The 14322-nt window shown below is 49.4% G+C and carries 13 protein-coding genes; 3 read left to right on the top strand and 10 right to left on the bottom strand.

Features of this window, described 5'->3' with window-relative positions; all coding sequences use genetic code 11:
• Window positions 1–29: 29 nt before the first annotated feature.
• The 6 genes from DXB70_RS09575 to DXB70_RS09550 form a co-directional block, all read right to left on the bottom strand.
• Window positions 30–1358: an ABC transporter substrate-binding protein gene (locus DXB70_RS09575; protein ID WP_243099940.1), complete on the bottom strand. Its 1329-nt coding sequence runs from the start codon at window positions 1356–1358 to the stop codon at window positions 30–32.
• Between the two features lie 17 nt (window positions 1359–1375).
• A complete protein-coding gene (locus DXB70_RS09570; protein ID WP_118673195.1) occupies window positions 1376–2170 on the bottom strand; it encodes a sirohydrochlorin cobaltochelatase in 795 nt (264 codons plus the stop codon).
• A gap of 219 nt (window positions 2171–2389) precedes the next feature.
• Window positions 2390–2671, bottom strand: coding sequence for a sporulation transcriptional regulator SpoIIID (spoIIID, locus tag DXB70_RS09565; RefSeq protein ID WP_117796058.1), 282 nt, complete (start codon window positions 2669–2671; stop codon window positions 2390–2392).
• A gap of 88 nt (window positions 2672–2759) precedes the next feature.
• Window positions 2760–3239: an acyl-CoA thioesterase gene (locus DXB70_RS09560; protein ID WP_107001412.1), complete on the bottom strand. Its 480-nt coding sequence runs from the start codon at window positions 3237–3239 to the stop codon at window positions 2760–2762.
• 244 nt (window positions 3240–3483) lie between these two features.
• Entirely contained in the window at window positions 3484–4698 is a 1215-nt protein-coding gene (locus DXB70_RS09555) for a cytidylate kinase-like family protein (protein WP_022360314.1), read from the bottom strand.
• Between the two features lie 13 nt (window positions 4699–4711).
• Window positions 4712–6157, bottom strand: coding sequence for a sodium:proton antiporter (locus DXB70_RS09550; RefSeq protein WP_243099939.1), 1446 nt, complete (start codon window positions 6155–6157; stop codon window positions 4712–4714).
• An 821-nt stretch (window positions 6158–6978) separates the two neighbouring features.
• Between DXB70_RS09550 and DXB70_RS09540 the strand changes: the two genes are divergently transcribed.
• The 3 genes from DXB70_RS09540 (at window position 6979) to DXB70_RS09530 (ending at window position 10061) form a co-directional block, all read left to right on the top strand.
• Entirely contained in the window at window positions 6979–7872 is an 894-nt protein-coding gene (locus tag DXB70_RS09540) for a glycyl-radical enzyme activating protein (protein WP_107001410.1), read from the top strand.
• A 347-nt stretch (window positions 7873–8219) separates the two neighbouring features.
• On the top strand, window positions 8220–9755 hold the full coding sequence (locus DXB70_RS09535) for a BCCT family transporter (RefSeq protein WP_118673193.1): 1536 nt from the start codon (window positions 8220–8222) through the stop codon (window positions 9753–9755).
• A 48-nt stretch (window positions 9756–9803) separates the two neighbouring features.
• The gene (locus tag DXB70_RS09530) at window positions 9804–10061 is read left to right on the top strand and encodes a DUF4177 domain-containing protein (RefSeq protein ID WP_022360320.1); all 258 of its coding nucleotides are present in this window, start codon (window positions 9804–9806) and stop codon (window positions 10059–10061) included.
• Between the two features lie 58 nt (window positions 10062–10119).
• On the opposite strand, the gene DXB70_RS09525 is transcribed toward DXB70_RS09530, so the two are convergent.
• From DXB70_RS09525 to thiS, 4 genes are all read right to left on the bottom strand, one after another.
• Window positions 10120–12378, bottom strand: coding sequence for an excinuclease ABC subunit UvrA (locus tag DXB70_RS09525; protein WP_118673192.1), 2259 nt, complete (start codon window positions 12376–12378; stop codon window positions 10120–10122).
• 146 nt (window positions 12379–12524) lie between these two features.
• Complete coding sequence (locus tag DXB70_RS09520) at window positions 12525–13118, bottom strand: TetR/AcrR family transcriptional regulator (protein ID WP_107001407.1); 594 nt, start codon at window positions 13116–13118, stop codon at window positions 12525–12527.
• Window positions 13119–13322: 204 nt separating this feature from the next.
• A complete protein-coding gene (locus DXB70_RS09515; RefSeq protein ID WP_022360323.1) occupies window positions 13323–14078 on the bottom strand; it encodes a HesA/MoeB/ThiF family protein in 756 nt (251 codons plus the stop codon).
• A gap of 20 nt (window positions 14079–14098) precedes the next feature.
• Window positions 14099–14296, bottom strand: coding sequence for a sulfur carrier protein ThiS (gene thiS, locus DXB70_RS09510; RefSeq protein ID WP_022360324.1), 198 nt, complete (start codon window positions 14294–14296; stop codon window positions 14099–14101).
• Window positions 14297–14322: the final 26 nt, after the last annotated feature.

Genomic DNA, 14322 nt, shown 5'->3' with positions numbered 1-14322 from the left:
CCTATCTATCTTTATTACACTTTCCATCCTCACGACTGCAATTTATACAGATATGTCCCATCTTCCTGGCTTCCGCTGAAAATCGCATGGATATCTTCCAGCATCGCTCCAACTGACATGGATTCCTGATAGAGATTCTTCGTCGTGCACCAGACATTTCCCGCCTGTACCGCCTTGAAATCCTTGAGAACCGGCGCTTTTGCCAAAAGCTCCGAAATTGAGTGAATCTCCCCATCGATTGTACTGTTATAAATCAGATAATCGGATTCTTTCGCGGCTGCATAAAATTCTTCCATCTGCATATTGACGGTCGAAGACCGCTTTCCGTCATCCCCCAGATGACCGAATATGTATCTGCCGCCCGCTAATTCTATCATTTTCGGTATATAATCAGAGGAACGGCGCACGTTCACGCTGCCCTGGTTCGTAATATAGAAAAATGCCGCCGACGGCTTTTCCGCCTGTGCCGTCTGCTCTGTTTTTACGCTCCCGCCTGCGTTCTCCGCATCCGAACCTTCTTCTGTAACACGCTGCAAAGCCGCTTCCTGCTTTGCAAATGCCGCTTCCGCCTCTTTTTCTTTTCCGGTCAGCACTCCATACAGGCGGATCCATTCCGTCCGCCCCAGCGGATGTGCTTCGTAGCTGGAATGATCCACAAGCACCGGGATTCCGAAACTTTCCAACTTTTCTTTTACCTCCGGCGAATGGAGAATCATCGTATTTTCTATTGCCAGACCGCAGCCCTCCGAGACGATCCGCTCATAATCCGGTTCGCTGTACTTGCCTGCGTAGAGAATTGACCCATTCTCCATCGCCTCCTTTGCCTCCGGGATGTACCAGCCCGACGCATCGGTTCCCGAAAACCGGATATCCGGGAGCGCTCCCAGCATCCGGAACATATCCATGGTCGCGGTCGCTACCAGATAAATCTGTTTGACCGGGCGCTTAAGCACCTGGATCGAATCCGGAAGATCTTCCGGCACCTTTCCGCCCTCTGGAATCAGAAGAAAACGGCTTCCATCCGCAACCGAAACTGCTTCGTACTGCATCCCGTTCGCATCCTCATAGGTATCGACCGCAAACTGGGTCGCATAGGCAAGCTCCATCCGCGATTTCCAGGTCAGGGACGCACTGATCGCCTCACCCGGCTGTGGAAGTGATGCCTCCGCCACCTGTGCATCCACGTTTTCTGCCGGCTGGGACACTTTCGTACCTTTACCCGCCTCATTGGATGTCTCACTGGCGGATGTAGACGACGCTGCCGCCACCGCACTCTTTCCCGTATTTCCACAGCCGCTCAAGAGCAGCACCCCCATAAGCGACAGCCCTGCCATCCTAAGTAACCTTTTCTTTCCCATTATCCATCCTATTTTCTTCATTTTTCCCACTCTGCCTCTCTCACGTGCGCCACATACAGCTTCCGGATCGCCTCAACCTCTCCCAGTCCCCGGATGCGGCATTCCACCTGGTATCCGGCGCGTTCCAGGCGGCTCTTCCAGGAATCCTCCTCTTCACCTGCCATATCCTGATTCGCATGGTCGCCTGCAACCACCATGAGCGGCTGCAGTACTGCCCTCTGATAGTGTTTCTGCGCGCCCAATTTCTCGATCACCGCCTGTAAATCCGGCTGCGCCTCCACGGTTCCGATGTAATAATTTGCATAGCCGCCCGCGATCATCCTATCCTGCATCTTCTGATACACCTGATTGGAAGCCGCGTTCGTCCCATGCCCCATCAGACAGAGTGCCGTTTTTCCATCGTCATATCCGCCCAATTCTCCTGCCATCGCCCGGATCACCGCATCCAGATCCGCTTCACTGGCAAGAAGCGGTGCTCCCAGCGCCAGCCGTTCAAAACGCCCCTGATTCGCTTCCACTTCCGCTTTTACATCCATGTATTCAAATCCATCCATCAAATGGGTCGGCTGCACAATCAGATTTTTAATCCCATCGGCTACCGCCCGGTCAAGTGCCTCCTTCAAATTGTCGATCGACCGTTGATCCCGCTTTTTCAATTTATCAATGATCCTCTGGCTGGTAAATGCCCGGCGCACCTCATATGCCGGAAATGCCTCCGCCACTGCACGCTCAACCGCTCCGATCGTCTTTTCTCGGCTGTCATTGTAGCTTGTCCCGAAGCTGACTACCAGGATTGCCTGTCTTGGTTCCATCTATCCATTCTTCCTCTTTGTTTTTTATCTTTCAATTCAGAATTTTCCCGTTCCTCCTACGCTGCCATATGCCTGAATCTGGCTGACATATAGCTTTATGAATCGAAGCTACTATAGCATATTTTGAAATAGTTTGCAATGAAGCAGAAAAAATGGCACTCCGCCCGTCCAGGCGGAATGCCCCTTTTTCTGCTTTCAGCTCCAATTTTACCAGCTTTTCTATTTCTCGTCCCGGCTGCACGCGCGCAGCTGGTGCTCATGCTCATATTTTTCTTTCGTCGCCATCCCGCCCCGGATATGGCGTTCCGCTTTGTTGATGTCCAGTACTACACGCGCCCGGGATGCAAGCGGCGGATTGATATGGGAAAGGCGCTCGGCCACATCTTTATGCACGGTAGATTTACTGATCCCAAATTTCCGGGCCGCCTGCCGCACTGTCGCATTGTAGTCTATGATGTAATTAGCGATCGCAACCGCCCGTTCCTCGATATATTCCTTCATGGGAGTTCCCCTGAGAACGTTTTTTACATCTTATTACATCTGTTTCCGGTTTATGCAAATTCCCTTTCCCAAACAAAAACACTGCCGATTAGTAGTTCTCCGCACGGCGGTGTTTCCGCAAGTCGTTTCTCTTCACGCCAGCTTCCCACTCTGCCTTCTCCTCATCGGTCTCGACAAGCAGTCCCGGAACTTCCATCGGATGCTCGTTTTCATCCAGCGCTACCATAACCACATAAGCGGTATTAACCAGTTTACGCGCGCCGCTTAAAGACTCTACGAATGTATCGACACGCACTTCCATGGAGGTTCTTCCAACGTAAGTCAGCTTACCCTCGATAATCAGGGTATTGTTCAGATGGACTGCCTCTTTGAACTGCAGGTTATCAACCGATGCAGTTGTCGGATTGCAGTGCGCGTGGCGGCGCGCAACAACGGTCGCTACAACGTCGATCCATTCCATCAGCTGACCGCCAAACAAACGACCAGCACCATTTAAGTGACTATTTAATACAAGCTGTGTCTGGATAACAGCTGAATCCGCTACGCGGCGCATAATTCTTTCTTCCATAATTTATTTCTCCTTTCGAGAAGGATGCCTCTTCCAATCTCCCGCTTTCGAAGGACTTCCCTGTGATATGGTACCTAGTATACTGGCTTTCCCTCAAATTTGCAAGTATTCCGCTGTAAAAATTCTGAATCTTTTTAGTTATACATCCTATTGGCAGTAAACTATAAATGTAAAAAAACGACCGAAGAATCTGGGAGCAGCGTCTGTTGTCTTTCGCTGACTCCCATCATCTTCAGCCGTTCTCTTATTTATCCTCTTCCCGTGCCGTGATCATCCGATAGATGAAATCCACGGTTCCATCGATACCGTAGCTGGCACTGTTGATACAGAGATCATAGTTGTTGGAATGTCCCCAGTTTCGGTTTGTATAGTAATGATAGTACTGGCTGTGGACATGATCCAGATGCTTTAACATATGGCGTGCCTGCTTGACCGTCAGGGAGCTGTCAATCTCCATCGCACGTTTGATACGCTGCTCAAACGGCGCCGTGATGTAGATACTGATATGCGGGATGTTGTTATTTGCCATGATGGCATCTCCGCATCGTCCCAGAATAACAAAATCTTCCTTCTTCGCCATGTCAACCAGAAGGTCGCTCTCGTTGAAGAAGACCGCATCACGCTTCGGCAGTCCGTGGAAACGGCTGAACTCGCGCATGCGCTGGCGCAGGGTCAGATGGCGCTCCGGGATGAATGCCTCACTCGGGTTTACATTGGCATCCTGATCGTGCGCCGGCTCTTTCTTGATTCCCGGCTTGATTCCGTAGCTGACAGAATCCTGTATAGAATCCTTCTGAGCCTCGAGACGTTTCAGAACCGCTTCAAAGATCTCCGCGTCGTAGAAATTGATTTTCAGCTTATCTGCCAGCTTAAATCCGATATTTACACCGCCGCTTCCGTAGGTCCAGCTGATACATACGATCAGGTGATCATTTTCGGAAAAACGGTTTTTCAGGTTAAATGTATTCAGCTTCGCCAGCTCTGCGTTGATAACGTCGCCGCTCGCGAAACTGGTCGGCAGACTCATGACTTCGGTCAGAATCCGGTTGTACTCGGTCATGACGAGCTTCCGCTCTTCCTTATTCTCGATGGTACGCGCCATGTTTCCGATCAGGGCAATCTCACTTCGAACCAGGTTACCCTGCGGGCGTGTCAGCATCAGATGAGTCAGCTCATCCACGCAGCGCTTCCGGTCACGGTTGAAAACACGTCCCAGAGAAGAACCTAACTGTGCATAAACCTCCGCATCCAGATCGTAAATACTCTCCGCCAGTTCACGGATTCGTTTTTCATCTCTTCCAGGCACCGTGCTGCCCGGCTTCTTCCCTGCTGAATCCTTTTCGGCTGCATTTTCCGCACCCGTTACTTCATTCGCATACTGGGCGCTGTCCTTTTCAAGCGCCTGCTGCGTCTGATTTTCCATATTATCTGTATTGGTATGTTCCTGATTGTTGCTCATCGTCACTCACCCCCTATAAAAAGAATAACAGCATATCAAGTGCAAAGACCGGAACCAGAATACCGAACGACCAGAGCAGATATCCGAAGAAGGACGGCATACGCACACCGTTTTCATCCGCAATCGACTTAACCATGAAGTTCGGTGCATTTCCGATGTAGGTGTTCGCACCCATAAATACCGCACCACAGGAGATCGCCATCAGCATCTTGATCGGAACCATTCCTAACGTCGTCACCATGCCCTCCGTAAATCCAAGCGCACCTGCCGTTGTTAAAAATACCAGATAGGTCGGCGTGTTATCCAGGAAGCTGGACAGCAGACCGGTCGCCCAGAACATTTCAAACGGCTCGGAGATGCCCAGATTCGCGCCATTTGCTTTCAGAATCATCAGGGCTGGCTGCATCGTGATGAAAATACCGATAAACAGAACCGCAACCTCCTGAATCGCGCCCCAGGTAAAGTGGTTCTCACGGCGGATCTCAACCTTCGTGGTCTTGAAGGACAGGAAGGCCGCCACCAGAATGATCACAATCTCAATGATGGCCGGATAGCTTAATTCTACCTCTCCAAACAGATGGATGCCAAGCACCTTTCCGGCTGCATCCTGGAACTGCGGCATGGACGGTAAGGTACCGCTTAAAATAACGGCTGCCACGATCATAACCAGGAAAATCAGGTTGTGCGCGCCGCGCAGCTTTACTTCGGTACCCGGTTTGCTGATATCCGGTTTCAGACCGCTCGCGATATCCTGACGATATGCCCTCTTATCAATAAAATAGAAGATTGTCAGCAGCACCAGCATATTGAAGAATAAGATCGGCGCCAGATGTAAGCTCCAGAAGAACGGTACGCCGCGCATGAAGCCCATCAGCAGAGGCGGGTCACCGATCGGGGTCAGACATCCGCCGATGTTGGATACAAGGAAAATAAAGAAGATAATGATATGACGTTTCTTCTTTCTCCATGCATTCATCTTGACAACCGGACGAATCATCAGCATACTGGCACCGGTCGTACCGATCCAGCTTGAAAGCAGGGTTCCCAGTGCCAGTAGTCCCACATTGACACGCGGAGAACCTGCCAGGTCACCGGACATCGTGATATTACCGGCAACGCAGAAAAGTCCAAATAACAAAATAATAAAGGTCAAATAGTCATTGACCAGGCATTCCAGAACCGTTTCCAGTGCTGTCCCCGCACTGTAACGCATCGCAAACGGAATGATAAAAAGAATTGACCAAAGAGCAACCGCATGAGGCTGGTGCTCTTCCCACCATTCTGCCTTCACAAGCGGCAGAATCGCAATACAGAGAAGCAGTCCCGCAAATGGAATACACATCCAGAGCGGCACAGAGGATGCCGATGCACCGCCTTCCTGTTCTGCTGCCAGAGCCGTCATCGGATTTGCCATCAAAAATAATCCCAGGCTCGCGCAAAACGCACTCAATCTTTTCACCTTCGTAACCTCCCAACTTTTTTCTTTTTTGTTTTACATTTTTCCATTTCAGCCACCCATTATAACAAGTTTATTTCCTAATTACAACCGTGTTTTTCACGTTGTAAGCGTGATTTTCCGTAAATTTTTCGTTAAAAGTACCTTATATTAATTCTTACTAATAAGTGTTGTAAGTCTGTGCTCATAACATAAACAAATACCTCTTTTGTGTATAGAAATTATGTATAATACTGTAATTTCACGTTAGTGCCTTTTTGTGTAATAGGGGATTCCAAGGAATTTCCTATTACACAAAAAACCGCCCGCCGATATCCCGACAGACGCTTCCTACATTCATATATAACTTTCTCTTGAAATATACTCTCTTTCCAGAGTTCATATTTCAATTCCATATCTTCCCCGCTATCTTCCATCTTTTTCCTGCAGCTGTTTTCGCGCTTCATTTTAAGCCAGCCGCCCGATCTCTCGCGGTATTCCTTCGTGGTTTTTTTTTCGATATGTGCCAGTTGTCAAATCTGCCGCTGTATAACCTGCTCTTTCGCAGCGTTCACACATATTCTCTCTCGAACCTGTTTTATTATAACGCTTATTTGTAAAATTTATTCCCGTTTTTTTGTCAAATCTTTGTAAAAAAATCAAGCAGCAAATTGGAGAAACTGTCTCATTTACTTTTTATCTTCTTTATGCTATAGTTAGCCTGTATTTTGCATTCAGATGTATTACGAATCCATTCGGAAATTCCGGTGCCATCCCGTGCTGGAATACTCAATGTCTTATCGTGTTTTATAAATATCAGAAGGATTTTCAGGAGTATTGTATTCATGCAGGCGAATATATTTAAAATCAAACGAAATGAATTGGCTGACGGTTCCGGGCTGCGAACTACGATTTATTTTAAAGGATGCCCCCTGCGCTGTGTCTGGTGTTCAACACCGCAGGCGCATGAGCGCCCGACCCGGATTCTCTGGGACAGCAAGCACTGTCTCTACTGCAATCTCTGTGTCAGCGAATGTCCCACCGGAAGTCTGGCATTTTCAGACAACCGTCTCACCTTTACCCCGGACACCTGTACATTCTGCCGTGCCTGTACGGATCACTGTCCGTCCCGAATGCTTCATTTCGTCGGTCAGATGATGGATATGGATGAAATCATGGAAAAAATTCTTGCCGACCGGGAGCTCTATGGAAATGGCGGCGTCATTCTCTCCGGCGGCGATCCGCTGATGCAGCCGGAAGCAGCCACCGCTGTCCTGAAAAAATGTAAAGAACACGGCATCCGCACCGCGATTGAGACGACCGCTTTCGCCAAACCGCTGGCTTTCTCCCGCTTCATCGCCAACGCGGACATGATTATCATCGATTTAAAACATTATTCTGAAAAGAAATATGTCCAGTTCACCGGTGTCTCAAATCATTCGATTCTGGAAAATCTGGACTTTGCCATCTCTATCGGAAAAAAAGTGGCGGTCCGCATTACCATTACCCCCGGCATCAACGACACGCTCATCGATGCCCGCAGGTATGCCCACCTTTTGTCTGAGCACCACATCAGACATGTAATTCTGCTCTCCTATTCAAATCTGGGGATCATTAAATATGAAAAATACACGCAATCTCCGACGCTTGCCCGCGAGCAGACCTTCTCCGGCCAGGATATGGAGAATTATGCGAATATGCTGCGCGGACTGGGATTTGATGTGCAGATTGAGCAGTAGGGAAGCGGCAGGTTTTTTCCATTGCCGCCTCCCATACATTTTTCTATCGATTCGTTACTGTTCACGCATACGTGCCCAGTAACGGAATTTGCCGTGGCTTCGCATTTCAATACGGCAAATTCCTGCTGCCACCACGTTTTCTTACGGCACTTTCGGTTCCAAAAGTGCCTACCCGTGAACCGGTAACATCTATTTCCTTGTTTCTCTATTTTTTCCCAAATTTTTCATTGATTTTTTTTCCACCCAATGCTATAATGTGTTCAATATTTAATTTATTTATCAAAAAATGAACATGAACCATTTGCAAAAATCCTCATTTTTACAAATGATTTAAAAGGAGGTTTCCCATGCAAAATCCACAATCCCAAACAGTGCCAGAGCCGAAACGCCTGGACTGGACCACGATGGTCGTCCCATTTCTTCTTATTATAATACTCTGTCTCTGCTTTCTGGCTGCGCCGGATGCATCCAAGGCAGTGTTGGAAAATCTCCGGAGCTTTCTCGGGGAAAACTTCGGTGTCGGCTACCTTGCTATCGGACTCGGCATTTTTCTTCTGTCAATCTACATCGCCTTTTCCCGCTACGGAACCATCCGGCTCGGAAAACCGGATGAGAAGCCGCTCTATTCCAATTTTGCCTGGGGTTCGATGATGTTTACCTCCGGACTTGCGGCGGACATTCTCTTTTACTCCCTGTGTGAGTGGGTTCTCTACGCCAATGACCCGCATCTGGCAGAAATGGGCAGTATTCAGGACTGGGCGAGCACATACCCGCTCTTTCACTGGGGTCCGATCCCGTGGGGCTTCTATGTCGTGCTCGCCGCTGCCTTTGGCTTCATGCTTCATGTGCGCGGCTGCCATAAACAGAAATACTCCGAAGCCTGCCGCCCGATCCTCGGAAAACACACAGACGGGCTTGCCGGAACCCTGATTGATCTGATGGCGGTCTTCGCACTGCTGGCCGGCACAACCACGACTTTTACGCTGGCGACCCCTCTGATGAGCCAGATCGTCTCCGAACTCTTCGGATTCGGCGACACCCGCCTCATCACCATCGCGATTCTGGCAGTCACCTGCCTGGTATATACCGTTTCCGTCGTGCGTGGCATGAAGGGCATCCAGAAGCTCGCGGCGTCCTGCGTCTACCTCTTCTTCGCTCTTCTGGCGTATGTGCTGCTGTTTGGCGGTGAAGCTCGCTATATCATCGAAACCGGCTTTTCCTCCATCGGAAATCTGGTACAGAACTTTATCGGACTCTCCACCTACACCGACCCACAGCGCACCACCTCATTTCCGCAGACATGGACAATGTTCTACTGGGCATACTGGATGGTCTGGTGCGTCGCTGCCCCGTTCTTCATCGGAACCATCTCTCGTGGACGTACGATCCGGCAGACAATCCTCGGCGGCTACGTGTTCGGGCTTGGCGGCACGTTTGTGAGCTTTATTATCCTCGGAAACTACAGCCTGGGACTCCAGGTGTTCGGAAAACTGGATGTCATGGGGCTTTATGCCGCCAGTGGCGACCTCTATTCCACAATCACTGCCATCATCCGCACGCTTCCGCTCGCCCCGATGGTTCTCGTTCTGCTCGCGGCGGCGATGATCGCCTTCTATGCCACCAGCTTTGACGCGATCGTACTGGTTGCCTCCGCCTACTCCTACAAGAACCTGACAAGCGAGGACGAACCGCACATGGCGATCAAAACCTTCTGGTCCCTGAGCCTGATTCTACTGCCGATGGTCCTCATTTTCAGTGATAATTCAATGGCAAACCTGCAGACCGTGTCCATCATTGCAGCATTTCCGATCGCGTTTATCATTCTCCTGATCGTGGCGGCGTTTTTTAAGGATGCGAAGAAATATCTTTCCAGGGAAATATAATTGTGATATCATTAAGTCAGTTTAAATATGCAAAGGAGGAGTAGCATTATGGCATGGGATGATGTTGCAGGAAAAGCTGCAGGAAATAATGGGGACAAATATGTTGTTTTACAGGTTGTTTTAACAGAAAAACTACTTGGCACTGGTTCAGGCACAGCAAGTCTTACTAATCTGCAATCAGAAATTAATAAACAAGCGGCCAAAGGATACCGGCTTCACACGATCTCAACAACATCTTCTGGCTCTAAGGGTTTTCTTGGCGGCGATAAAATTCAAGCTACCATGGTATTTGAACGAATTGATTAAGTGTTGTTAAAAATATCCCGAATGCACTTTCCGATGCATTCGGGATATTTTTCTTTATCTATAAGCTCTCCCGCAGATACTCCCGCGTCACACTCCGCTCCGCTTCCAGCATCTCCTTCGGTGTCCCGGCAAAGAGCAGACTGCCGCCTGCGAGTCCGCCGCCCGGTCCAAGCTCCACGATATAGTCGGCGTCCTTCATCACATCCAGGCTGTGCTCGATGATAAACAGTGTATTGCCCTGATCGGTCATCCGGTTAAAAAGCTTCATCAGACGGCGGATATCGTCGAGATGCAGCCCGTCGGTCGGCTCATCCAGAATGAATATCTGTCCCCGCTCATCCAGCTTGCTCGCCAGCTTCACACGCTGCAGCTCGCCGCCGGAAAGCGTCGTCATCGACTGATTCAGGTGCAGGTAACCGAGTCCGACCTGTACCAGCGTATCGAGTTTCTTCACAAAATCCGCATCTTCAAAGAACTGGATCGCCTGACGGACGGTCATATCCATGACTTCCGCAATATTCTTTCCCTTGTACTGATATTTCAGCACTTCCTCCGAATACCGCGTTCCGTGGCAGACCTCGCAGACCGTCTCGATCGAGTCCATATATGCCATATCCGATATAATCACACCTTTACCCTGACACGCCGGGCAGGCGCCCTTGGAATTGAAACTGAAATATGCCTGTGCGACATGGTTCGCTTTCGCAAAAAGCGCCCGGATCGCATCCGCGATATCCAGATACGTCGCCGGGGTCGAACGCAGATTGATACCGATATCCTTCTGCCGGATCGAGATCACCTCGCCTGGATACTGGCTCGTAAAATATTCCATCAGGGAGCTTTTTCCCGAACCAGCCACACCAGCGATGACCGTCATCACGCCAAGCGGCAGTTTTACGCTCAGATCTTTTAAGTTATGAAGCTTCGCGTGCTCAACCTGATACCATCCGTTCGGCTTGCGGTACTCCATCTTCATCGGCGTTTTCGTCCGCAGCATCCGCCCGGTCACAGTGTCCGCTTTCAAAAGGTTCTCGTAGCTTCCCTGATACATGATCTGTCCACCGTTTATGCCCGCTTCCGGTCCCATATCCACAATGTGATCCGCCAGAGCGATGACTTCCCGGTGGTGTTCCACAATCATCACGGTATTTCCGTGCTCTTTCAGCTTGATCAGCGAATTTTTGAGATTCTGGATATCGCGCGAATGCAGTCCGACGCTCGGCTCATCCAGCACATACATCATATCGGTAAGCGGCGAATTGATGTAACGCGCGATCTTGATACGCTGCGCCTCGCCGCCGGAGAGAGTGTCGGTTCCACGGCTTAAAGAAAGATAGCTGAGTCCGATCTCAATCAGCGCATTCATCCGCTTCAGGATCTCGGTCTTGATATCGCGCGCCAGCGGATCGTCGATCTGGCGGATAAACTCTGCCGCCTCCGGGATCGGCATATCCGAAACCTCGCAGATATTTTTTCCGTTAATCAGGCAGCTACGGATCTTTGCATTCAGTCTCGCCCCGTGGCACTCCGGACACGTAAAGGTGCTGACAATGCGATCCAGCTCCTTCTTGTGAAGCTGTCCTTCCTTAGATGTAATGATACTGCGGTACATACGCGGATAAATGCCCTCGTACTTCGCGGACTTCGGCCAGTTTGCCGGCGGGTTTTTCAGGCGGATCTGCGGCGAATAGAGAAATAAATCCATCTCCTCCTTCGAATAATCCTTGATCTTCTTGTCCAAATCAAACAGACCGCTGTACGCGTACCGCTTCCACCGCCATGCACCGGTCGTGAACGCCGGCCACTGGATAACGCCCTCATCGTTTAGGCATTTATCAAAATCCACCAGCTTGTGGATGTCCAGCTCCGTCACAACACCCAGGCCCTCACAGCGCTCACACTTGCCGCTCGGATGGTTGAAGGAAAAGCTGTCCGAATAGCCGACAAACGGTTTGCCCACACGTGAGAAGAGCAGGCGCAGCAGCGCATAGATATCGGTGTATGTGCCGACCGTTGAGCGGGAGTTTGCCACCGGCTTTTTCTGATCGATCACGATCGTGACCGGAAGATTCTCCATGCGCTCAACCTCCGGACGACCATATTTCGGCAGAAACTGCTGGACAAAACTTGGAAATGTCACATTCAGCTCCCGCCGCGACTCTGCCGCAATCGTATCAAGGCAGAGCGATGATTTGCCCGAACCGGACACACCGGTAAAAACTGTGATTTTCTTTTTCGGAATTTTCAACGACACATGTTTCAAGTTGTTTTCCGTTGCATTCACAATGCTTATGTACTCCTGATTTTCTCGTTCCATCTGGCATTTTTCCTTTCTTAAGCTGCATTTTCCCGTCCCAGGTTCCTTTATTTTAAAGGTACTCAATGCTATCCTGATCTGTACGCGGCTATCACGCACAAAAGCAGACAGAAAATACCCCTAAGAAGCATTTTCCGTCTGCTTTTTTATTTGACTTCCTGCTTTACACGCACTCCGCCGAACAGCAGAGGCATTGTCTTTCTTGTATACTCTCCAAGCGCATAGCCACCGTCTGAAATGCAGTAATCATAGATGATTGCCCTCTCGCAGAGTGCATACATATGTGCAATCTCGTAATATGGCATACTGCGGGTAATCTGCCCCCGGCGCTGCCCCTCATCGACCAGCTGATTTACCATCTTATAGTAAAAACGGTTCTGGTTTAAAAGATGCTTATCCCCCTTTGTCACCACCTGTGAGGAATAGAGTGACGCCAGAAGCCCTACCGGGATATCCGACTCTATCAGATCATGTACACTGAAGCAGAGCGTCATAAGCTTGTCAAAGCTGTCCATCTCCGGATCCAGCGCCTGCATTACCTCTTCATACTTTGCATCAAAGATCTCTGGGAGAGATGCCAGAAGCTCATCCTTTCCACTATAATAATGATAGAAGCTTCCCTTTGATGTTCCAGACTGCAGGATAATCTCATCGATCGTCGTCTCCTCATATCCCTTCTCATGAAACAATTTCCATGCAACACGGGCAATTTTTGCTTTTGTGTTATTACCCTTCGCCATTTACCTTTTACCTCTTAACTTCTCAATAATCGTAATTTCAGGGAAACATTCCTGGTTATCTAATTTACCTTTTTGTTTACCTGAATCCAGCCGAAAGCAGAGTGGATAATCTTCCTCATCTGCTTTCGGCAATCTAATTTATTTTATCATTCTTTTCCTGTGAAGTAAAGAGATTGTTCATAGTGTCTATTTTTAATATCGTTTTCACATCCGGTGAACTTTGGTATGTGCATGGCAACTGCACTGGGGATGCACTGGAACTTCTATCAGATCCGTGGACCACGTTTTGGCATCAATGAACAGCATTTTTCCAATCAGCGGCTCTCCCTTGCCCAAAAGAAGCTTCAATACTTCTGCCGCCTGCATACACCCGATCATGCCGGGAATCACGCCAAGCACACCATAAGCAGCCGAATTCGGGTTTCCGGATGGGTCCTCTGCCTCCGGACAGAGACAGCGCAGACATGGTCCGTCCGATGCGAATACGGTAACCTGTCCCGCAAATTCACAGATAGCTCCATATACATCCGGCTTTCCCAGCTTCATACATGTGTCACTCAGCAGATAGCGGGTTGGAAAATTATCCGAAGCATCCACAATCACATCAAACTTTGCAAGAATTTCTTCTGCATTTTCAGCTGTAATCCCCTCTGGGTATAATTCTACCTGCACCGAATGATTCCGGCTCTGAAGCTGCTCCGCCGCCAGTTCTGCTTTTGCCTTTCCAATGTCCTGTTCCCGGTAAAGGATTTGACGCTGCAGATTGCTGACATCCACCCGGTCAAAATCAGCAATCCCGATCGTACCGACTCCTGCTGCTGCCAGATAGAGGCTGACGGGAGATCCAAGTCCCCCCGCCCCGACTACCAGCACCCGGCTTTCCGCCAGCTTTTTCTGTCCTTCTTCTCCTACCTCCGGCAGGAGAATATTTCTTTTATAGCGTTCTTTGTCTATCTCCAAACCAGCGTCTCCTTTCTGAATCAACCGCCCCCCAGTAAATGATAAATCTTCAAATCATCTGCTTCTTCAAGTGTTACTTTATCATAGTCTTCTGGCCAGACCAGCTGCCCATTTACCTTCACGACCAGCTTGGGCCAGGTAAATTTCATGTGTTCCATCACACCCCTGATTGTCAGTCCTTCATGCCAGTCCGGATATGGACGGTTATTCAGTACCATTATATCCACTTCCCTTCTGCAACGTA

It is taken from the genome of Clostridium sp. OM05-5BH (assembly GCF_003481505.1).
Taxonomy (GTDB): domain Bacteria; phylum Bacillota; class Clostridia; order Lachnospirales; family Lachnospiraceae; genus Otoolea; species Otoolea fessa.
Note: the sequence above shows the minus strand (reverse complement) of the source record. Positions and strands in the feature narration are given on the sequence as shown.

Coding starts and splice junctions, on each gene's coding strand:
- DXB70_RS09575 (WP_243099940.1), bottom strand. CDS start 1,358: ATGGGAAAGAAAAGGTTACTTAGGATGGCAGGGCTGTCGCTTATGGGG.
- DXB70_RS09570 (WP_118673195.1), bottom strand. CDS start 2,170: ATGGAACCAAGACAGGCAATCCTGGTAGTCAGCTTCGGGACAAGCTAC.
- spoIIID (WP_117796058.1), bottom strand. CDS start 2,671: ATGAAGGAATATATCGAGGAACGGGCGGTTGCGATCGCTAATTACATC.
- DXB70_RS09560 (WP_107001412.1), bottom strand. CDS start 3,239: ATGGAAGAAAGAATTATGCGCCGCGTAGCGGATTCAGCTGTTATCCAG.
- DXB70_RS09555 (WP_022360314.1), bottom strand. CDS start 4,698: ATGAGCAACAATCAGGAACATACCAATACAGATAATATGGAAAATCAG.
- DXB70_RS09540 (WP_107001410.1), top strand. CDS start 6,979: ATGCAGGCGAATATATTTAAAATCAAACGAAATGAATTGGCTGACGGT.
- DXB70_RS09535 (WP_118673193.1), top strand. CDS start 8,220: ATGCAAAATCCACAATCCCAAACAGTGCCAGAGCCGAAACGCCTGGAC.
- DXB70_RS09530 (WP_022360320.1), top strand. CDS start 9,804: ATGGCATGGGATGATGTTGCAGGAAAAGCTGCAGGAAATAATGGGGAC.
- DXB70_RS09525 (WP_118673192.1), bottom strand. CDS start 12,378: ATGGAACGAGAAAATCAGGAGTACATAAGCATTGTGAATGCAACGGAA.
- DXB70_RS09520 (WP_107001407.1), bottom strand. CDS start 13,118: ATGGCGAAGGGTAATAACACAAAAGCAAAAATTGCCCGTGTTGCATGG.
- thiS (WP_022360324.1), bottom strand. CDS start 14,296: ATGGTACTGAATAACCGTCCATATCCGGACTGGCATGAAGGACTGACA.